The following is a 21,174-nucleotide window of genomic DNA, read 5'->3' on the forward strand; positions in this document are numbered from 1 at the left end:
CACCTGTTCCCATTCCGAACACAGAAGTTAAGCCCACCAGCGCCGATGGTACTGCGAAAGCGGGAGAGTAGGTCGCCGCCAGTTTTTTTACAAAAGTCTCATACATGTATTTGTATGAGACTTTTTTCGTTTATAACAGAATATTCAATATTTGAGATTCGAGATTTAAGATTTGGTATTCAACATTTAAAATTCAGTACTTAAAGCTCAATATTTAAAAACTCAATATCCAGTATTAAAAAATCTAAATCATTGATTTGATATTTAATATTTCAAATACAAATGAATGTACCGCTCCGTAGGAGCGGTACTTTTGTAGGAAAATGTGTGCGGTAAGAATCATGAGCTCCGTAGGAGCGAAACAGCTGTGTATGTTTAATAACGATGAATTATAATACTTTCTTTAAGAATCAGAGTAATAGATATTATTAAATTGTATAAAGTCTGAAAATTCGTAAATTTGCACCATGATAAAAATTGGCAATATAGAACTGCCGGAATTTCCGCTTTTGTTGGCTCCGATGGAGGATGTGAGTGACCCGCCTTTCAGACGTCTTTGTAAGATGCATGGCGCAGATTTGATGTATTCAGAGTTTATTTCTTCTGAAGGGTTAATTCGTGATGCCATTAAGAGCAGAAAAAAGCTGGATATTTTCGATTATGAAAGACCAGTTGGAATTCAGATTTTCGGGGGAGATGAAGAAGCGATGGCTATGTCTGCAAGGATTGTGGAAACGGTGAATCCGGATTTGGTTGATATTAATTTCGGTTGTCCTGTAAAAAAAGTAGTTTGTAAGGGAGCTGGAGCGGGCGTTTTGAAAGATGTTGACATGATGGTTCGTTTAACGAAAGCTGTTGTTAATTCTACAAGTTTACCGGTGACGGTGAAAACTCGTTTGGGTTGGGACAGTCATTCAATCAACATTGATGAAGTGGCAGAACGTCTTCAGGAAACAGGTATTAAAGCTTTAACCATTCACGCAAGAACGCGTGGACAAATGTATAAAGGTGAAGCCGATTGGAATCATATTTCAAGAATTAAGCAAAATCCAAATATTGAGATTCCTATTTTTGGGAACGGTGATATCGATTCTCCTGAAAAAGCATTAGAATATAAAAAGAAATACGCTTGTGACGGTATTATGATCGGCCGTGCTGCCATCGGATATCCGTGGATTTTTAATGAAATAAAACATTTCTTTAAGACTGGTGAAAACTTGGCTGCTCCAACGATCTCAGATCGTTTATTGGCGGTTCGTCAACACGCCGAATGGAGTGCAGAATGGAAAGGCGAGAAATTAGGATTAATTGAAATGAGACAGCATTACAGTAATTATTTCCGTGGAATACCACATTTTAAAGATTTCAGAAGAAAATTCCTCGAAGTATTTACTTTAGAGGAAATGGACGTTGTGATTCAAGAAACTCAGGAGTTTTACGCAGAATATCAAGCTCAAATATAAAAAACATAAACCCATCATTACGATGGGTTTTATTATTTCAGAAAGTTTTAGTTTAATATCCGCCTGATGAAGATTCATTACTTATCAAAGCTAATGCAGAAGATGTTCCGATTCTTTTAACACCCATTTTAATCATCTTTTCGGCATCATCGGGAGTTCTTACTCCACCTGCAGCTTTTACGGGAAGTTTACCTGCATTATCAAGCATTATTTTTATTCCTTCAAAAGTAGCTCCATTAGGTTTTCCATCCTGAGTTTCAAAAAAACCAGTAGAAGACTTTACGAAAATATTCTTTAAATCTTCCGGATTGAAATTTTCTTCTGCCCAAGAGGAAATATGTTTAGTAATATCTGCAATTTGCTGATCTGTCAAAGCAGCGATTTCAATAATCCACTTGGCAATCTTATGATGAAGAAGGCACAATTGCGTGCATTTTAGAAATTCATTCTTAATTAGCTCCAGATCACTTTTAAGGTATGCATTATAATTGATGACAAAATCCAGCTCATCCGCTCCGTCATGAATTGCTTTTTCTGCTTCAGCTAATTTTTCTTCAACAGAGTAAGTTCCTTCAGGAAAACCAATCACTGTTCCTAATACAACATCAGATTTCCTTTCATTTAAAAAACTTTTAATTTCTGAGACATAATCAGGGCGAATCATCACGGCGAAAATCTTGTGATCGATAGCTTCATGAGCTAAATCTTTCACTTTCTGTAATGTTTCTCCTTTAGAAAGACCAGATTGTTGTAGTGTTTTTAAATAGGTTGAATCTAAATATTGCGCAATGTTCATAATAATTATACTTTCAGTTGTCTTGAAATACTTTGTTCCAAAGATATGAAAGTTTCAGTTCTGGTAACGCCTTTTAACTTTTGAAGTTTGCTTAAAATCTGCATTAAATGGTCGTTGTCTTTACATAATACTTTTATAAAGATGGTGTAATTTCCTGTTGTGTAATGTGCTTCTACAACCTCATTTACTTCTTTTAAAGACTTTACTACTTCATTGTAATGACTTGGCTGATCTAGAAATATTCCGATGTATGAAACTACTTTATATCCTATTTTTCTGGGATTCAAAAATGAGATAGAATTTTCAATAACACCGGCCTGTTCCAGTTTTTTGATTCTTTGGTGCACAGCTGTTGTAGAAATACCCACTTGTTTAGAAATATAAGCCAGGGAACTTTTAGAATTATCCATTAGCATATAAATAATTTCTTTATCCAGAGGGTCTAACTGATAAACTGTGTTGTTTGTGTTTTTCATCTTAATATTTATTATTTTAACTCAAATCTTTTCTTTTAAAAGTCACCAAAACCGGAAAATGATCACTGAATCCGCCAAGATACCTTGTTCCTGCATAGGTTCTGAAAGGCCTGCCTTCAAATCCCTTATTTTTGGTACTCATACTTTCAGGGTTAAAAATTTTAGCCTCCTGAAAAGATAATGCCGCATCACCTCTGAAAAAAGAATCTGAGAGCATAATCTGGTCAAACAGTAATCCGGATTTATAATGAAAAGTTGAATATTTTTTAGTTGAAAACAGCTTTTGAAAAGGATTGTGTAAAATCTTTTCCTGTGAATCGTCATAAAGAATGTTAATTAAATTTTCATCATCCGGGTTTTGATTAAAATCACCGCACAAAATGACATTTTCCTGATCTTTATGAATGATGCTTATAATTCTGTTACGAATTTCTTTCATTATAAAGTTTCGTTTGGGCTGATTGATGTCTTTTTCCCGCTTTGAGGGCAAGTGAGCTACAAAAACATTCATCAGTTCTCCGTTGCATTTTAATTTTGCATAAAGAACATCCCTTGTGGTGTCATAATTATCCGGTCTGTTATCTACAATTTCAAAAAAGAAGGTGATGGCTTCAGAATCTATGATCTCAACTTTAGATTTGTCGTATAGAAGTGCGACATCTACCTTTCTTTCATCGAGAGAATTGTAATGCACAATTCCGTATTGAGAATCGAAAGGATCAAGCTGTATAAGGTCTTCGAGAACTTTTTTCCCGGAAATTTCACATAAGCCGATGATGGCAGGTAAAATCCCGTTTTCTTCTTTCATCAGTCGAAAAACATGAGCAATTTTCGAAAGCTTTACTCTGTACTTTCTATCGTCCCAGCTTCTTAATCCTGATTTGGTAGGATCGAGTTTGTGAATCTGTGGCGGATCAGGCAAGAATAAATTTTCTACATTGTAAAAAGCAAAAAGCTCCATCAACACATTTTTCTAATTGCAGTAAACTTTAAATCTCATTTGTCATTTTAAATATATTAAAAATTTTAATATAAAATAAGATTTAAATTAAATTTATCTTTTAAAACTTAAAATATTATTATAATGACAAATAAGTCACAAATCTACAACATAAATTCCGAAAAAAAACACGGATTAATCATTAAAAAATAATCCATGTAAAAGTGATATAGGTAGAATGAAAATCTATATGGTGTGATAAAGAATGTAAATTTTTAATCGAAAACTAAGTACCATAAAAGGTTTTGAAGCTATTCTAAAAGATCAGGTCGCTTTTCAGAGGTAATTTTTACGGCTTGTTCGTGTCTCCATTCCTCTATTTTAGCGAAATTTCCGCTGAGAAGAATCTTCGGAACATCCAGTCCTTTGTAGGATTCCGGTCTTGTATAGATTGGTGGCGAAAGCAAATCATCCTGAAAACTGTCAGTCAATGCACTTTGCTCATCATTCAAAACCCCAGGAACAAGGCGAATGATCGAGTCTGCTAAAACACAAGCTGCCAATTCACCGCCTGTTAAAACAAAATCCCCGATAGAAATTTCTTTTGTGATATGTAAATCTCTTACACGCTGGTCGATACCTTTATAATGACCGCACAAAAAGATCAGATTATTTTTTATGGAAAGCGTGTTGGCTATTTTCTGGTTTAAAGTTTCTCCGTCCGGCGTTAAATAAATGATTTCATCATAATCTCTTTGAGATTTAAGCTCAGATATACACTTATCCAAAGGCTCGATCATCATTACCATTCCTGCGCCTCCTCCATAAGGTTCATCATCAATTTGCCGGTGTTTGTTGACCGACCAGTCTCTCAACTGATGAAAATGTACTTCTACGATTCCTTTATCTATTGCTCTTTTCAAAATAGAAGTTTTAAACGGACTTTCCATCAACTCGGGAAGTACGCTTATAATGTCAATTCTCATTGCTGCGTATTGTTTTTTTTGTTTGGCGCTATGATTAAACGAAGTGAAGAATCTTTATTGAAATAACTCCACATCCAGTTAAAAAATATTGCCAGTTTGTTTCGGACGCTCAAAATAAGCATTAAATGTAAGAACATCCAAAAATACCATGCAAAAAGTCCCTGAAATTTTATGAATGGAAGATCTACAACGGCTCTGTGCTTTCCGATGGTGGCTAAAGATCCCTGATCTTTATACTCATATTCTACCCATTCGCTTTTATTTTTTTTCAGAAAGTTTTTACCTAAATTTTTTGCCTGATTGATTGCAACATTGGCAACTTGCGGATGACCTTGCGGATATTTTGGAGTTTCCATATAAGCAATATCACCGATTGCGTAAATGTTTTCGTAGCCTTTTACCTTATTGTAACGGTCAACAATATATCTGTTTCGAACTAAATTTTCGGAAGGAAAACCATCAACGACATTTCCGGTAACTCCTGCGGCCCAGATTACATTATTTGAAGGAATATCTTTTCCGCTCTTTAAGTAAACCTTATCACCATCATAATCAGTTACAACTTCACCACTGAGAAATTTTACGCCTAATTCTTTTAAATATTTTTCAGATTTTTCCTGAGCTTCCGGGCTCATTACAGCCAGTGGCTTTTCGGTGGAGCTTACTAGAATGATCTCAAGATGATCAAAGTTCATGTAAGGATAATCACGCGGAAGAATTTCTTTTTTCATTTCCGAAAATGCACCTGCCAATTCTACACCGGTTGGTCCGCTTCCGACAATAACAATATTCCAGTTTCCGTCGTCGCTGCGGCTTTTCTCAAGAATCAGTTTTTCGAAAGTCATCAATACATGATTTCTGATACTGATGGCTTCCTGAGTATTTTTCATACCGAAAGCTTTACTTTCAAGCTCTTTGTTTCCGAAGAAATTGGTTTTGCAGCCGGTTGCGATGATTAATTTGTCATAAGTAAACTCTGCTTCGTCGGTGATGACTTTATTGTTGGCATGATCGATTGATTTCACATCCGTCAAACGAAACTGGGTATTTCTGGATTGCTGAAAGATTTTTCTGAAAGGAAAAGAAATATTCGAAGGTTCGATTCGTCCACAAGCAACCTGATAGAAAAGCGGCTGAAACATGTGATGGTTTACTCTGTCGAGAACAATGACTTTTTTATTTTTATTGTTCAGCGTTTTTGCAAGCTGCAGTCCCGCAAAACCTCCTCCGATGATGATGATCTTTTCGCGTGTTTCCATAATACTCAAATTTACTGATTTTTTTAGTATTTTCAGACTTAAAAAGTTAGTTTTGCAAAACTTTATGAGCCCGAAAAAGTACACCAAAAAAACTGCCAGAAACCTTCATAAAACAAGGCGGAAGAACTATTTTTTCCGTCGCAGAATCCTGCTTGTTATTTTGCTAATTGCACTTATCGGAACAGGTTTATATCTAAAGCAATCAATAAGTTATTATTATGCTCTTTATTTTAATAAATTCACTCATAAAAAGCTGAAAAACAGCGAAAACGAAACTCTGAGAATTCAGAAAATTATTTCAAATAATCTCGATAAGACTTATGGTTTTGATATTTCTCATTATCAAAATACAGAAGATATAAAATGGGATAGTTTAAGTATCGGAAATAAAACCATTCAGCTTGAATTTGTTGTGATGAGAGCAACAATGGGTAATCGAAGTGCCGATAAAAATTTTGATGAATTCTGGACTTCTGCAAAAGAACATAATCTGATTCGTGGGGCGTACCATTTTTACAGAGCAGATGAAGATCCGGTCATTCAGGCTAATAATTTTCTAGAGAATGTGAAGCTTGAAAGCGGAGATTTACCACCCGTTTTAGATATTGAAAAAATGCCGAGAAGCAAATCTAATAAAAAGCTGATTGAAGATTTAAAAGTCTGGTGCAAAATTGTGGAAGAAACATATGGTGAAAAACCTATTATCTATACCTATTATCATTATTACAAAGATTTTTTGAGAGGTGAGTTTGATGATTACCCGATCTGGCTTGCCAATTACAATGATGTTCCACAGCCATCTCCCGAAGATCAATGGCATTTCTGGCAGTTCACAGAAAACGGAATTGTGTATGGAATTAATTCTAAAATCGATTTGAATATTTACAATGGTGGAATCTGGTCGCTGAAAAGTATGACTTTGGATTAATGAAATATTAATATTTTAAATTATAGTAAAAATCGCCCAAAAGGGTGATTTTTTTATTTAATAAAAATTCCAAAATTTGTGATAAACTAATGAACCTGAAAACTCGGCTATAATTATTGTAATTCATAGTTGATGTTTTTTGTGTGTAGTTAAATCATAACTAAAAAACAAAATAACTATGAGAACAAAAATTGTATTGCTGTTTCTGCTTGGATGGGCGGGAATGGTTTTCTCCCAAATTTCCCAAACCGAAAAAGATAATGCTAAAAAAGAAATTCTAAAGCTGAATAGTTTTCACAAAAAATTCCGAGCACTTTATAATGAAACGAATGAGAAATTAACTCAGCTTAAACAAAATTTTTCCGGACAGTCTCTTGATGAAGATTTTACAAAATTACAGAAACAGTATAAAGATGCAAAAGTATATAATGATACGCTTGCTAGAAATTATCAGCTTTATTTAGCTAATAAAACGATCTTACTCGATAAAGGAATTAGTGAGCAGGAAATTGATGAATGGTTTGGTTATAAAAGCGATGTTTTTAGTAAAACTGCTAAGAAAGATGAAGAAGTCGATACAAATGTCTATATGTATTTTGGTAAAAATAAAGTTTTAGAAGAAGATATTTTTAAAGGTAAAAATGATGAAACTTCCCAAATCCTTCGAAGTGTCATTAATAACAAAGGTGAAAAAAGCTATTTTGGGGATATTATAGTCCCGAAACATAAAGAAGAATTTTATTTTTATAAGTACTTTAAAAGTAAAGAGATAAGAGCAGCCAAAAATGAAGTGAAAACCAAACAGATTTTTCTTGATAAGAATAAAAATTTAGATGTCAATAGAAGAAAAATAATAGAGGATAGCATAACGGAGCTTAAAAAGATTAATCATTTTGTTCTTGAAAAGAAATATGACTGTGGAGATTACATATTGCAACCGGAATTAAGGTATAAATTCAAAAAATTAGATGTCGAAATTAAAGACGGCTATTTTTGTGATATAAGAGTTTTTGTAGAGGATGGTGAAGGGAATGAGCATATTTTTACAAATCAGATAGGAATAAGTATTTTATTCTTTTCAAGTTTTGGTACGAGAAAAATGATGAATTATAAAAGCTCTGTCAGAAAAGTTTCATACGATGCATATAGGGAATACACTGATGAAAAAATGAAGGATTTGTTTATAAGTTTATCTGATGTTATGAGCTACAATTATAAAGTTGGAAACCATTACATTCCTCATGATATAGCTTTAGAGCTTCCTACAAAACCTGAAGAAAATGAAAAAGGGAATGCTGTTTATCAGATAAAACAGGAGACTTATTTAGAAAAAATACTAGAACTAAGAGCTTATACAGATTTTCTGACCCTTTTCGGAGATTCTCAAAATGGTTTAGCACAAGTTGAAGGAAGAGCTAAATTTTATTTATTTCCTTATCCTTTCCGATTTTTTGGAAGTAAAAAAACTTTAGGACAGATTGAATATTTTCCGGCTGTTTCTCCCTCTGTAAATTATTCTCGTTTTGAAAAAGATTCGCGCTATGTGCAGACAAAATTAGACAGCACAAATACGAATTATGAGGTGAAAAACGATATAGATTTAGTAGAAAAACGTTATCTGGTTATGGGATTGGATCTGGAAATCTTAAAATGGCAGAATAAAAACGCTCCGGTAAGTTTGAGTTTGTATGGTTTACTCAATTATAATATTTCTGAAATGAATATTCATACTGTAAGTGATACCATTACTAAAAGTGTCAAAGCTATGGGATTTGGTGGTGGTTTACATTTGTCGACAAAAAGGTTTAACAACTTCGGGTTTGATTATAAAGCTGAATTTTCATGGTATGATTTTCAGAATTTTAATACTTATCAATCCGAAAAAATTATGTTACCACCTATTATTCCTATTTTTAGAAATGAAGCGGAGGTTTTTTATCATCCTAACGGAAGTCCCAATCAGGCAATATTTGCACGACTAATTACCTATAATTACTTGGGAAGTTCAAATAATCAGGCATTTTATCAATTTCAGTTTGGTTATAAATTTGCGATTGGAAATAGAACCGTGAGTGGTAAAGATTGACAAGACTGACTAATAAATAAAACAAAAAAACCTTCCAAATGGAAGGTTTTTTATTATTTATCGATGATGAATTATCAATTACAAAGAAGCTGCATGAATCAACATATCTACCAACTTGTTTGAATAACCCATTTCGTTGTCATACCAAGAAACAAGTTTTACGAAGTTTGGAGAAAGCATGATCCCTGCATCTTTATCGAAGATTGAAGTTCTCTTATCTCCGATGAAGTCTTGAGAAACTACAGCATCTTCAGTGTATCCAAGAATACCTTTCAATTCACCTTCAGAAGCGGCTTTGATTACAGCACAAATCTCTTCGTAAGAAGCAGCTTTTTCGATTCTCACCGTTAAATCCACTACAGAAACGTCAACCGTTGGTACTCTGAAAGACATACCTGTAAGTTTTCCGTTCAAAGAAGGAATTACTTTTCCTACCGCTTTTGCAGCACCTGTAGAAGAAGGGATAATATTGTTTAGAGCAGCTCTACCACCTCTCCAGTCTTTCATTGAAGGACCATCAACTGTTTTCTGAGTTGCTGTTGTAGCGTGTACTGTTGTCATCAAACCTTCTACAATTCCGAAGTTATCGTGAATTACTTTAGCCAAAGGAGCTAAACAGTTTGTGGTACAAGAAGCGTTTGATAAGATTTTTACATCATCAGTAAGTTCTTTGTGGTTTACACCCATTACGAACATTGGCGTATCATCTTTAGAAGGAGCAGAAAGAATTACTTTTTTTGCACCTGCAGCGATGTGTTTTGCAGCACTTTCTTTATCTAAAAATAAACCAGTAGATTCTACAACGTAATCTGCACCAATTGCATCCCATTTTAGGTTGCTTGGGTCTTTTTCAGCAGTTACTCTGATTCTTTTTCCGTTTACCACAAGGTCGTTACCTTCTACAGAAACTTCGCCCGGGAAAATCCCGTGAACTGAATCATATTTAAGCATGTAAGCCATGTACGTAGCATCGATAAGGTCATTAATTCCTACTACTTCGATGTTGTCTCTTTCAGTCATTGCTCTGAAAACAAGACGACCAATTCTACCAAACCCGTTAATACCTACTTTAATTGTTGACATAGTGTTTTGATTTTTTAAAAATTATATAAAATATTAGATTGCTAAAATTTCTGAGATCAATAATAGATCTTTATTGATTTCATTGTGTTTTTTGATGGCTTCCTCAATCGGAGTGTAGGTCAGATCATTTGAACGCATTCCTGCCATTACATTGGTCTTTCCGTCCATTAATCCAACGACTGCTCCATAACCCAGTCTGCTTGCCAAAACTCGGTCTGCACAGCTTGGTGAACCACCTCTTTGCATGTGTCCCAAAACTGCAACACGAATATCATAATCAGGAAATTCTGATTTTGTTTTTTCAGCCAGTTCGTAAACGTTCGCTAATTTTTCACCTTCAGCAACAACCACGATGCTTGAAGCTTTTCCTGTTTTCTCGGCATTTCTGAATTTAATGAATAAATCGTCAATACTGTCTTTTCTTTCAGGAATTAAAATTTCCAGAGCACCGGTTGCCAAACCACTGTTTAAAGCAATAAAACCAGCATCACGACCCATTACTTCTACAAAGAAAACTCTGTTGTGCGAAGTTGCGGTGTCACGAATTTTATCGATGGCATCCATTGCTGTGTTCAAAGCAGTATCGTATCCGATCGTGTTATCTGTTCCGAAAATATCGTTGTCAATAGTTCCTGGAACTCCGATTACTCTGACTCCGAATTCTTCGTTGAAAATTTTTGCACCGGTAAAAGTTCCGTCTCCGCCAATGCAAACTAAGCCGTCAATTCCTAATTTCTGGCAGTTTTCAAAAGCTTTCTGGCGACCCTCTTTGGTTCTGAATTCCTGAGAACGGGCAGATTTTAGAATAGTTCCACCCTGATTGATTATATTTTTTACGGAACGAGGCCCCATTTTAAGGAAATCATCATGAATAAGACCATTGTAGCCTTCTCTTACTCCGTAACATTCGATATTGTAATAGTTTGCGGTTCTTACCACCGCTCTTAATGCTGCGTTCATCCCGGGAGAATCACCTCCCGAAGTAAGAACTGCAATTTTTTTTACAGCACTTTCTCTCATTTAGTAAAAAATTTCAAACACAAATTTACGAAAACAAGTTCAGATAATAGCAGATTCTTCTGAATAACTTTGATAAAGAAAAATTAATTGTGCGCATCTAAAATTATGATTAAATACAAGATTACCAATCTCTTTTTGTGCTTGTTTTTTATTAATTACAAAAACAAAAATGGAATCATTATTTAGTTAAAGATATAGAAAACTGTTCTGTAAAGCATAGTATTAACAGTTGTATATCATTAGAAATTAATATCTTGTGATACCAAATTTAAAATCTATTACTATGAAGAAATGTGTATTCTATGTACTCACGCTTTTTGCGTTGGGTTCATGTTCCAGAGAAGAAATTCAGACTAATCAGGCTGAAGCAGAGATTATTCAGACCGATCCGCTGAGTGCGAGACAAATCAATGAGCAGATTAATGAAACTACAAAAACAAAAGGGAGATTCTCGTGGAATGAGGCTTCTTCACATTTTTTATGGAGCGGAATTATTCAGGGAAATAAAATAGCTTCTATCGGTTTTGGCGATTCAGAAGAAGATTTTGACAGAAGCAAATCTTCAAATTCTGAAGCTTTGCAGAATGAAATTTTAGAAGTTATAAAACAATATGAAGGGAATAAAGAAAGAGTTCTTATGGCTTCCGATGAATATCTAAATCAGATTGATGTTTATATTGAAAAACAGGAAACCGTTATAGCATTAAGAAAACTTAAATCAATCCGTTATTTTGAGCCTGCAGATTACCGTTATTTTGAAAATGAAAACAAAATTAACGGAGCTTCGGCGAAATCCAGCAGCAGTTCATCAGGTTGCGGTCTTGAATCCACAGCTTTAAATGCATCAGATTATACTACAGTTTCCCCAAATGCAAAAGCGCCTTGGTCATTTGCAAAGCACAATATTACAAGCGCATGGAATTACAGTACAGGATCAGGTGTTACCATCGGATTAATTGATTCCGGAGTTTCTTTTAACCAAAGTTTATTGAGCGGGAGTTTTAATAATGGCTTATCTTCAGGAAGAACAATCAGCAAAAATGGAGTTTACGTAGATTCGGTTTGGCCGTGGAGCTCTGGCTATGACGGAGCAGATGATAAATGCGGTCACGGAACGAGTATGGCTTCGGCGATGGCGGCTCCGAGAAATAATCAGGGACAACCGGTTGGTATTGCTTATAATGCAAATTTGATTTCTTACCGAGCAGCATCAAATGTTGTTTTGGACGGATACCACGAACAGGAAGGGGTAAAAATCGCTTTTACCAATCTTGCCAATACGACAAGTGTAAAAATAATATCTATGTCTATGGGACATATTTTTTCTGTCGGAAAAATTGAAGACGGTGTAAAATATGCGTATTCAAAAGGAAAACTGATTTTCTGCGCAGGCGGAACTTCCACAAACTTTACAACTTTTGTTGGCGTAATTTTTCCGGCTTGGATGTCCGAAACGCAGGCTATTACCGGAGTAAAAGAAAATACTTCGAATCAGAAGTGTGATGTCTGTCATTCAGGATCAGAAATTGATTTTACCTATCAGATGGAAAGATCTTCAGGAAATAATATTCCGGTGTTGAGTTATTACAATGGCCAAACCGATTATGTGGGTGGTTCATCCGTGGCAACTGCTTCTACGGCAGGAATTGCAGCTTTGGTCTGGTCTAAAAATCCGTCATGGACGAGAGAGCAGGTTTTAAATAAAATGAGACAGTCTGCAACCTATTATCCGACTAAAAATGCTGATTACGGCTATGGAAATATTAATGTTTTACAGGCTGTACAATAATTTTAAGTTGTTTTTAAATATAAAAAAGCTTCCGTTTTGGAAGCTTTTTTGGTTTAAATTAATCTCCTAACTGATAATCTAAAGGAAGAAGAAATTCTATTTTATTTTTAGTAAAATCTCCCTGATACAAAAGATTGGTAGGGTTCGAATTGTTTCCGTTGCTGTATATTTCAAAGGTTTCGTCATTAGAATGTACATGAGACATCTGTTTTATAGGAAGTTTGCTCTTTACAATTTCATTTTTATTAAACTCATAAAAATATTTATCGTGTTTTATTTCAATAATATCTTTAAAATCTAAAATCACTCTGTCATCAATTTTTTTTGTATAATCTGTTTCAGAAATATTAGGTTTCGTAACAGCAACTCGATATTTTGGTTCATTATTCTTACGGTTCATAATATCCTGAATGTTATCAGGGACAGTAATCGTTTTTGTGGCTTTAAAGGTTTTCGTAAAATCTTTAAGCTGTTCTAATTCCTCATCAGTAGGATATTTTGAATTTGGGAATTTGGTTATCTGATTTACTACAAATCCTTCATCCTTTACTTTTCCTTGATAGAGACTTCTCATAAAATGAAATGCACTTCCGTCATAAGCATTCATTCTGTTGAGTTTTATTTTATCCGTATTTTTTGTTGATTTGAAATAGCTGGTTCCATAGTAAGTGGTAATTTTATTTTCAAAATCTGCTACAAACTCTTCTAACTTATATTCAATTGTATAACCCAGGTTTTTATTTTCTATTATTAAAGTTTGTGGAGCTTTTACCCTTAAAATTTTATTCTGCTTATCATAAGAGAATTTTAAGGTGCGTTGGTTTTTTATTTTAACATTGGCTTTATCTTCACCAATGAAATTATTTAGAAAATAATGAATGTAGTTTTTGTAGGCAGTTTCAGTAAAAGGAATGATTACAATTTCTTCAATTTCTTTAGCTCTTAGCAGAACAACCTTCAGGTTTTTATTCATAACATCTGAGCTGTTTGCAGTGAAAGATTCGTAATCATCTTTTTTGAAGACGACACTGTTGTTTGTTTTTGGAGGAATATTCAATACAAACGTCCCATCTGCGGCGGAAATTGTTCCTGTTGTGGTTCCGTCGAGATAAATATTGACATTCGCAATAGGTTTGTCAATATCATTAACGACTCTGCCTTTTATCGTTTGAGAAAAAAGTAGGAATAGGGGACACAACAGTAAGTAAAGTAATATTATTTTTTTCATGGTAAACAATATTACTAAATTTATAGTGATAATGAAAATATTTGGTCGTTAACCTATTTTTACACTTGTCATGCTCAAAGAACCTCCGATTAAATCGTCATTAAACAAAACCAGATCTTCCGATTTATTTTTTAAACCTAAAGAATAAATGAGTGGGAGATAATGATCGGGTGTAGGAATTGCATACTGTAATGAAGTTCCTTGCTTCTGATAATCGATCAGATTCTGAAAATTTCCGTCGAGAAGCCAGTTGTTTGTTTTTTCGCGGGCTTCGATTGCCCAGTCCCAACCCGCTCCAACGGTGTTGATATTTCGCCAGTCGATCATTCTAAGATTATGAACAATATTTCCGCTGCCGATAATTAAAATACCTTTTTCTCTCAGTTTTTCTAATTTTTTAGCCAGATCAAAATGATATTGCGGAGGTTTTGTGTAATCAATGCTCAACTGAATCACAGGAATGTCTGCATCCGGATACATATGTTTAATGACCGACCACGCACCATGATCGAGTCCCCAATTGTGATCTTCTTCAACTAAAACAGGTTTCAGAAGCTCTGTTGTTTCATTCGCCAATTCGGGATTTCCGGGAGCGGGATATTGCACATCAAACAAAGCCTGCGGAAAACCTCCAAAATCATGAATAGTCTTAGGCATGTCCATCGCAGTAACTTTCGTTCCCCGGGTAAACCAATGCGCAGAAATGCAGAGAATCGCATTTGGTTTCGGGATTTCTTTTGCCACATTCCGGAATCCTTGAACGAATTGATTTTCCTCAATTGCATTCATCGGAGAACCATGTCCGAGAAAAAGAACCGGCATTTTCTCCGAATTATTCAATTCATTGCTGATATTCTGTAGATCGTTAAGATTCATTTTTATTGAGATTAAAAAAGGTTCAAGGTTTTTAAAATGCCCTGAACCTTTATGATTTAAAAAATAATTGATTTCATTATTCCGCAACTTTTCGGCTTGCAGAAATCGATTAAATTAAGCTTGTTTTACAAACTGCAATTCGCCTGCAATTTTCACATCTTCACTCACCATTACACCTCCTGCTTCAAGAGCTGCATTCCAGTTCAGACCAAAATCTTTTCTGTTGATTTTCCCTTCGAAAGAGAATCCAGCCTTTGTGTTTCCCCACGGATCTACATTGATTCCGCCAAAGTCTACATCTAAAGTTACAGGTTTAGTAACTCCATTGATGGTAAGATTTCCTGTAATAGAATTGTTTAGCGCGGTAGATTCGAAAGTAATTGTCGGATTAGCTTCTGCATTGAAAAATTCTGCAGATTTCAAGTGATTATCTCTGTCTGCATTATGTGTAGAAATAGAGTCTACCTGAATGGTTGCAGTTGTTTTTGCGTTGGCAAAAGTATCATCATCAGCATCAATTTCAGCATTGAAATTGGTGAAGTTTCCTTTAATATTAGAGATCATCATGTGTTTTACTTTAAAAGTAATTTCACTGTGAGCCGGATCTAAATTCCATTTTGTAGCCATTGTTGTTGTTTTTTTATGTTGTTATTTATTGAAGCAAATCTACGGCAATAATGATACCCTAAACATTGATTTAGGATAAGAAAATCACTTGCAGGTTGAATTTCATGGTGTGTCATTTTTTTTAGGAGCTATTCCCGCTTTCACTACTCGCTTTTCCCGGATCTTTAGCGCGGCGGCAAAGCCGCCGCGCTAAAGATCCGGGAAAGAGCTCAGACAGGCCGTTCAATCGCGGCTATGATTTCAGTTTTCATTAAAATATTTGTCATTTAAAAGAAAAAAACAGGAGTCTTCTCAAAACCTATAAAGTTTAATATTAAAATTTAATTAGTAAAAGCATAGTTTATGAATGTTTTATTTTAACATTTCTTAACGTGTGCATTTTATTTCTTACTTTTGACAGATTCAATTTTTAAAAATGAAACTACATCAATTTTCTTTATTAATGGTAGTTTTGGGTGGTACAGCTTTGGCGCAAACCCAGAAATTTACCATGGCTGAAGCAGTAAATGGTACAAGAACCAATCTTGCTGTGAAAAATATTTCACAGTTCTCATGGTCGGACGATGGCAAATCTTACATTCATGGGGTAAAAGGAGGTTATCTGATCACCGATATTAAAACCAATAAGCAGGATACGCTGATCTCCCTTACACAGGTAAACAAAAATTTTGCAGATAACAAGCTGAAAGGACTTCCTCCTGTAAAGTTTACGACCAATTCTGATGCCTATTTTACAGCTAATAATCAAATGTATTGGTTAGAAAAATCGGGTAGTGACTGGAAAGTGAAACGTTCAGTAGTTCTTGGAGATCGTTCTGAAAATGTAAAAACTTTAGCGGATAATCAGACTTTGGTGTACACGAGAGGTAATAATCTGTTTATTAATAAAAACGGAAAAGAAGTTGCGGTAACAAGTGATACCAATGAAAATATTCTCAACGGAGCTTCTAATGTTCACCGAAACGAATTCGGAATCGATACCGGAATTTTCCCTTCTCCCAATTCTGAAAATATAGCATTCTATAGAATGGATCAGACCATGGTTGCAGATTATCCGATTATCGACTGGTCTGTAACGCCTGCTGTAAATACCAATATAAAATATCCGATGGCAGGAAAAACTTCTCATGAGGTGACTTTGGGTGTTTATAATATCAAAAACCAGTCAACGACTTTTCTGAAAATTGAAGGTGAAAAAGATCAGTATTTAACTGCGGTTACATGGAGTCCTGATTCTAAATTCATCTTTGTGGGTGTTTTAAACAGAGGTCAGAATCATTTAAGAATGAATAAGTATGATGCTGTTACAGGAAATTTCATCAATACATTATTCGAAGAAACAAGTGATAAATATGTGGAGCCTCAACATCCGTTGGTATTTTTCCCGAATTCAAATACAGATTTCATCTGGCAGAGTCAGAGAACGGGCTACAACCATTTGTTCCATTATAGCTTAGAAAAAGGTCTTATCGCTCAGATTACAAAAGGGGAGTGGTTGGTAACCGATATTTTAGGTTTTAATGAAAATAAAAAAGAGATTTATTACGCTTCTACACAGGAAAGTCCTACCGAAAGACATTTATACAGAATCAACTGGAATACTTTCAAGACACAAAGATTAGATAATGCAGAAGGAATGCATTCAGGAATATTGAGCAATGACGGTAATTATTTATATGACACTTACAGCAACGCAACAACGCCAAGAGTTGCAAATATTCTTAATACAACCACTCTAAAAGCTACAAATCTTCTAAAATCTGAAAACCCACTAAAGAATTACCTTCGTCCGGAAGTAAAGAGCATCAACCTGAAAGCTGATGACGGAACTTTATTGTACGGTAAGATTATTCTTCCGACCAATTTTGATCCTAATAAAAAATATCCTGCGATTGTTTATTTATACAACGGGCCGCATTTACAGCTTATAACCAATTCTTTCCCGGCTTCAGGAAACCTGTGGTATGAATATATGGCTCAGAACGGTTATATCATTTTTACCATGGATGGAAGAGGTTCTGCAAACCGTGGACTTAAATTTGAGCAGGCTGTTTTCAGAAACTTGGGAACAACGGAAATGAACGATCAGATGAAAGGAGTTGATTATCTGAAATCGCTTCCTTATGTAGATTCGGAAAGAATGGGTATTCACGGCTGGAGTTTCGGTGGATTTATGACGACAAGCTTCATGCTTCGTCAACCAGATGTTTTCAAAGTTGGTGTTGCAGGAGGTCCGGTAATCGACTGGAGCATGTACGAAATTATGTACGGCGAAAGATATATGGATTCTCCACAGGAAAATCCTCAAGGATATGCGACATCAAATCTTCTGGATAAAGTTCAGAACTTAAAAGGAAAATTACTGATGATTCATGGTGCGCAGGATGATGTGGTTGTTTGGCAGCATTCGATGAAGTTCATCAAGTCTGCAGTTGACCACGGCATTCAGATGGATTATTTTGTTTATCCGGGACATCCGCACAATGTAATCGGAAAAGACAGAGTGCATCTGATGCAGAAAGTCACCGACTATTTTGATTTGTATCTAAAGAAATAATAACAAAATCCAGTCTAATTTTAGACTGGATTTTTTGTTTGATTAAAATTTTATCAATAAAGTTGGGCTTTAGCCCAACTACACAATCATTATCCAATTTAGGATTTAGCCAAAACTTATTATAGATTTCGGCTAAAGCCATTTGAGATCTCTTTAAAGTAAAACGGGCTAAAGCCCGTTCCTATTGAATCTAAAAATCTGCGTCATCATCAAAATCTGAGAGTCAAAAAAGATATTATTCCGGAATCCAAACACTCACATTTCCTGCAGGAACAGGAAAATCTGCCCATCCGTCTTCTCTGATTATCACTTTTTCTTCAGACCGTCCCAATACATCATAAAATATTTTTCCGATATATTTTTCACCCATTTCCATAGGCTTTGTGTAAGCGTCTTTATTGCTCAAAACAACTGCGCAGCCATCATGTTCATCATCTCCTTCACGTACCCAACCCAAACAATTGGCATCTTCGAAATAATCTCTTTGGATTCCGTAAGCATTTTCTTTACGTGCTTTTAGAAGTTCTTCAATACCATCTACTTTATCAAGGAAAATTTCCTGCTCGTTTCCTTCACGGTCATTATCTTTATAATGCGCTCCGTACAAATCAGGATAAAAAATACACGGATAACCTTTTTCTCTCAATAAAATCAGTGCATATGCAATTGGTTTAAACCATGCTTCAACAGGAGCTTCCAAGTCCTGCAGCGGTTGTGTATCGTGATTATCAACAAGGCTTACCGAATGTAGCGGATCAGCTTCCGTCAAAGTTTCAGCTAAAATATTTCGCAAATCATAAGAGTCGCCTTCTTTGGATGCCGTATGAAAATTATTCTGAAGTGAACTGTCAAAAAGACTCATGCAGCCTTCTGTGGCTTCAATATATTTTTGCAGTAAATTCAAATATCCTGGAGCCCAATATTCTCCAACCGCAAAGATGTTTTTCCCTGAATTGGAACGAAGTAAAGTAAGCCATTCTTTATAAAAATCAAAAGAAATATGTTTTAGAGCGTCCAATCTCACGCCGTCGAAATCGGTTTCATCAAAATACCATTTTGCCCAATTATTGAGTTCTTCCCGAACGTGCGGATTTCTATGCTCAATATCGTTAAACATAAGATAATCATAATTTCCTTTCTCGTCATCGATCATTTCTTCCCAGTCATCACCGTATTCCGATTTGATTTTATAGATGTGCGAATCTCTTCCTTCGGCATAATCTACACCGCTGAAACAAGTAAAATTCCATTCAAATTCAGAATATTTTTTACCTCTTCCGGGAAACGTAAATTTGGTATAAGATTCAATTTCAAAAACATCAGAAATCACTTTTTCACGGTTGTTTTCGTCAACTTTTACTGCTTTGAATTTTTCAAGCTCGTCGCCACCGGCTTTGTGTCCTAAAACAACATCCACAATAACCTGAATATTTTTCTCTTTTAAGGCTCGAATGGCATTTATATAATTTTCTTTGGTTCCGTATTTTGTAGAAACAGAATTTTTTTGTTCAAATTCTCCAAGGTCGAAAAGATCATATGCGTCATAGCCGATAGAATTCTCTCCATCTGTACCTTTGTAAGCCGGCGGAAACCAAACTGAGGTAATTCCTAAACCGGATAAATATTCTGCCTGTTCTTTAGCGTGGTTCCATAGCTTTCCTTTTCCTTCAGAATACCAATGGAAAAATTGTATCATGGTTTGGTTCATAATAAAAGTAAATTTTGTGATATCAAGTAGTTTGATTTTATGATTATTCAAAATCCTCAAACGGAATTTTAAGCTGTACCGAAATCTGCTTTTTTTCTTCTGTGTTGAGGTGTGATAATGATAGTCCCAATAATCGTACCGCTTTATCGAAAGGGCGGAGTTCCCAAAGTTTTTTTGCAGTCGTAAAATATTGTTCCGGCGAACTGAAATACTCTTCTTTCGTAAAACTTCTGGTAAATAATGAGAAATCTTTGTACTTAATTTTCAACGTTAAAGATCTTCCGAAAATATTGTTCTTTTGCAGTCGGTTGTGGAGTTCTTCGCTCAAATTCTGAAGTTTTTCATTGATCTGCTGTTCATCAAAAAGATCTTCAAAAAAAGTACGTTCTACAGCAACACTTTTCTGGATGCGGTGAGGCTTCACTTCCGAAAGATGAATTCCACGGACTACATTATAATAATAAGTGCCTGATTTCCCGAAAAGTCTCGTTAAATCTTCAAGAGATCTTTTTTTAAGGTCTTTTCCTTTATAAATTGCCAGACTGAACATTTTATTGGCGGTCACTTTTCCTACCCCGTAAAATTTCTCAATAGGCAACTCTTCAAGAAATTGTTCTGCTTTTTCGGGATGAATGGTTTTTTGTCCGTTCGGTTTATTAATATCTGAAGCGACTTTTGCTAAAAATTTATTGATCGAAATTCCTGCAGAAGCAGTTAAGCCGGTCTGTTCAAATATTTTCTGGCGGATTTCTTTTGCAATCTGATTGGCAGATTCAATTCCTTTTTTGTTTTCGGTAACATCGAGATAAGCTTCATCCAAAGAAAGTGGTTCTACCAAGTCGGTATATTCGTGAAAGATCTCACGGATTTTTTTTGAAATCTCTTTATATCGTGCAAATCTTGGCGGAACAAAAATCAGATGCGGACATTTTTCTTTGGCTGTCTTACTCGGCATCGCAGAACGCACTCCGAATTTTCTCGCTTCATAACTCGCTGCAGAAACCACTCCACGATGACCACCACCCACGGCAATTGCTTTTCCACGCAAAGCAGGATTGTCATATTGCTCCACGGAGGCATAAAATGCATCCATATCAACATGAATTATTTTGCGGAGCGGAAACGAAGAATCCATATCACAAAGATATGGATTCTTCGTTTCTTTAGTCTAACCACAAAAGTCACAAAAACTTTAGTTCTAATTTAAAGTTGTTAAAGAAAATAATTGAAAGAACACTTAAGTTTTTGAAAATCTTTGATTTTCATGTTTTGTGAACTTTCTGCTTTCAAAATTTTAAGCTTAAAAAAAACTTTTGTGACTTTTGTGGTTTAATTATGAAATTCAATGAATT

17 protein-coding genes and 1 rRNA gene are annotated in these 21,174 nt (G+C 35.1%); 6 read left to right on the forward strand and 12 right to left on the reverse strand.

Translation table 11 applies throughout. The features are described from left to right. Both rrf and dusB read left to right on the forward strand, forming a co-directional pair. Positions 1-84, forward strand: a 5S ribosomal RNA gene (rrf, locus tag BA768_RS10895); the annotation flags it as partial. Between the two features lie 383 nt (positions 85-467). Next, positions 468-1,463 (forward strand): tRNA dihydrouridine synthase DusB, encoded by a 996-nt coding sequence (gene dusB / locus BA768_RS10900; protein ID WP_065720767.1) that lies wholly within the window; start codon positions 468-470, stop codon positions 1,461-1,463. A 52-nt stretch (positions 1,464-1,515) separates the two neighbouring features. Here the strand turns inward: dusB and deoC are convergent, their stop codons facing one another. The 5 genes from deoC to BA768_RS10925 form a co-directional block, all read right to left on the reverse strand. Continuing rightward, complete coding sequence (deoC, locus tag BA768_RS10905; RefSeq protein ID WP_065720768.1) at positions 1,516-2,262, reverse strand: deoxyribose-phosphate aldolase; 747 nt, start codon at positions 2,260-2,262, stop codon at positions 1,516-1,518. A 2-nt stretch (positions 2,263-2,264) separates the two neighbouring features. After that, positions 2,265-2,735 (reverse strand): Lrp/AsnC ligand binding domain-containing protein, encoded by a 471-nt coding sequence (locus tag BA768_RS10910; protein WP_065720769.1) that lies wholly within the window; start codon positions 2,733-2,735, stop codon positions 2,265-2,267. Between the two features lie 16 nt (positions 2,736-2,751). Then, complete coding sequence (locus tag BA768_RS10915; RefSeq protein ID WP_065720770.1) at positions 2,752-3,696, reverse strand: endonuclease; 945 nt, start codon at positions 3,694-3,696, stop codon at positions 2,752-2,754. 290 nt (positions 3,697-3,986) lie between these two features. After that, entirely contained in the window at positions 3,987-4,661 is a 675-nt protein-coding gene (gene trmD, locus BA768_RS10920) for a tRNA (guanosine(37)-N1)-methyltransferase TrmD (protein WP_065720771.1), read from the reverse strand. After that, complete coding sequence (locus tag BA768_RS10925; RefSeq protein WP_065720772.1) at positions 4,658-5,920, reverse strand: NAD(P)/FAD-dependent oxidoreductase; 1,263 nt, start codon at positions 5,918-5,920, stop codon at positions 4,658-4,660. The genes trmD and BA768_RS10925 overlap by 4 nt, the downstream gene beginning before the upstream one ends. Before the next feature lie 64 nt (positions 5,921-5,984). Here BA768_RS10925 and BA768_RS10930 point away from each other — a divergent pair, with 64 nt between their 5' ends. Both BA768_RS10930 and BA768_RS10935 read left to right on the forward strand, forming a co-directional pair. After that, a complete protein-coding gene (locus BA768_RS10930; protein ID WP_083206643.1) occupies positions 5,985-6,848 on the forward strand; it encodes a glycoside hydrolase family 25 protein in 864 nt (287 codons plus the stop codon). 178 nt (positions 6,849-7,026) lie between these two features. Continuing rightward, positions 7,027-8,934: a hypothetical protein gene (locus BA768_RS10935; protein WP_065720773.1), complete on the forward strand. Its 1,908-nt coding sequence runs from the start codon at positions 7,027-7,029 to the stop codon at positions 8,932-8,934. 78 nt (positions 8,935-9,012) lie between these two features. Here BA768_RS10935 and gap read toward each other — a convergent pair whose 3' ends face one another. Together gap and pfkA are read right to left on the reverse strand one after the other, a co-directional pair. Beyond that, positions 9,013-10,017, reverse strand: a complete 1,005-nt coding sequence (gene gap / locus BA768_RS10940) for a type I glyceraldehyde-3-phosphate dehydrogenase (RefSeq protein WP_034672512.1) — start codon at positions 10,015-10,017, stop codon at positions 9,013-9,015. A gap of 33 nt (positions 10,018-10,050) precedes the next feature. Beyond that, complete coding sequence (pfkA, locus tag BA768_RS10945) at positions 10,051-11,037, reverse strand: 6-phosphofructokinase (protein WP_034672511.1); 987 nt, start codon at positions 11,035-11,037, stop codon at positions 10,051-10,053. Between the two features lie 283 nt (positions 11,038-11,320). Between pfkA and BA768_RS10950 the strand changes: the two genes are divergently transcribed. Further along, positions 11,321-12,826 (forward strand): S8 family serine peptidase, encoded by a 1,506-nt coding sequence (locus BA768_RS10950; protein WP_065720774.1) that lies wholly within the window; start codon positions 11,321-11,323, stop codon positions 12,824-12,826. A 58-nt stretch (positions 12,827-12,884) separates the two neighbouring features. On the opposite strand, the gene BA768_RS10955 is transcribed toward BA768_RS10950, so the two are convergent. The 3 genes from BA768_RS10955 to BA768_RS10965 form a co-directional block, all read right to left on the reverse strand. Then, positions 12,885-14,054 (reverse strand): carboxypeptidase-like regulatory domain-containing protein, encoded by a 1,170-nt coding sequence (locus tag BA768_RS10955; RefSeq protein ID WP_065720775.1) that lies wholly within the window; start codon positions 14,052-14,054, stop codon positions 12,885-12,887. 48 nt (positions 14,055-14,102) lie between these two features. After that, positions 14,103-14,930, reverse strand: coding sequence for a 4,5-DOPA dioxygenase extradiol (ygiD, locus tag BA768_RS10960; protein WP_065720812.1), 828 nt, complete (start codon positions 14,928-14,930; stop codon positions 14,103-14,105). Between the two features lie 114 nt (positions 14,931-15,044). Then, entirely contained in the window at positions 15,045-15,557 is a 513-nt protein-coding gene (locus BA768_RS10965) for a YceI family protein (protein ID WP_034672506.1), read from the reverse strand. A 415-nt stretch (positions 15,558-15,972) separates the two neighbouring features. Between BA768_RS10965 and BA768_RS10970 the strand changes: the two genes are divergently transcribed. After that, positions 15,973-18,114, forward strand: a complete 2,142-nt coding sequence (locus BA768_RS10970) for a S9 family peptidase (protein WP_065720776.1) — start codon at positions 15,973-15,975, stop codon at positions 18,112-18,114. 235 nt (positions 18,115-18,349) lie between these two features. On the opposite strand, the gene BA768_RS10975 is transcribed toward BA768_RS10970, so the two are convergent. Next, the gene (locus tag BA768_RS10975) at positions 18,350-19,810 is read right to left on the reverse strand and encodes an alpha-amylase (RefSeq protein WP_262484168.1); all 1,461 of its coding nucleotides are present in this window, start codon (positions 19,808-19,810) and stop codon (positions 18,350-18,352) included. Between the two features lie 55 nt (positions 19,811-19,865). Then, positions 19,866-20,957, reverse strand: a complete 1,092-nt coding sequence (gene dinB / locus BA768_RS10980) for a DNA polymerase IV (protein WP_065720777.1) — start codon at positions 20,955-20,957, stop codon at positions 19,866-19,868. Between the last annotated feature and the right edge of the window lie 217 nt (positions 20,958-21,174).

The organism is Chryseobacterium sp. CBo1, from assembly GCF_001693475.1.
Classification (GTDB): Bacteria; Bacteroidota; Bacteroidia; order Flavobacteriales; family Weeksellaceae; genus Chryseobacterium; species Chryseobacterium formosense.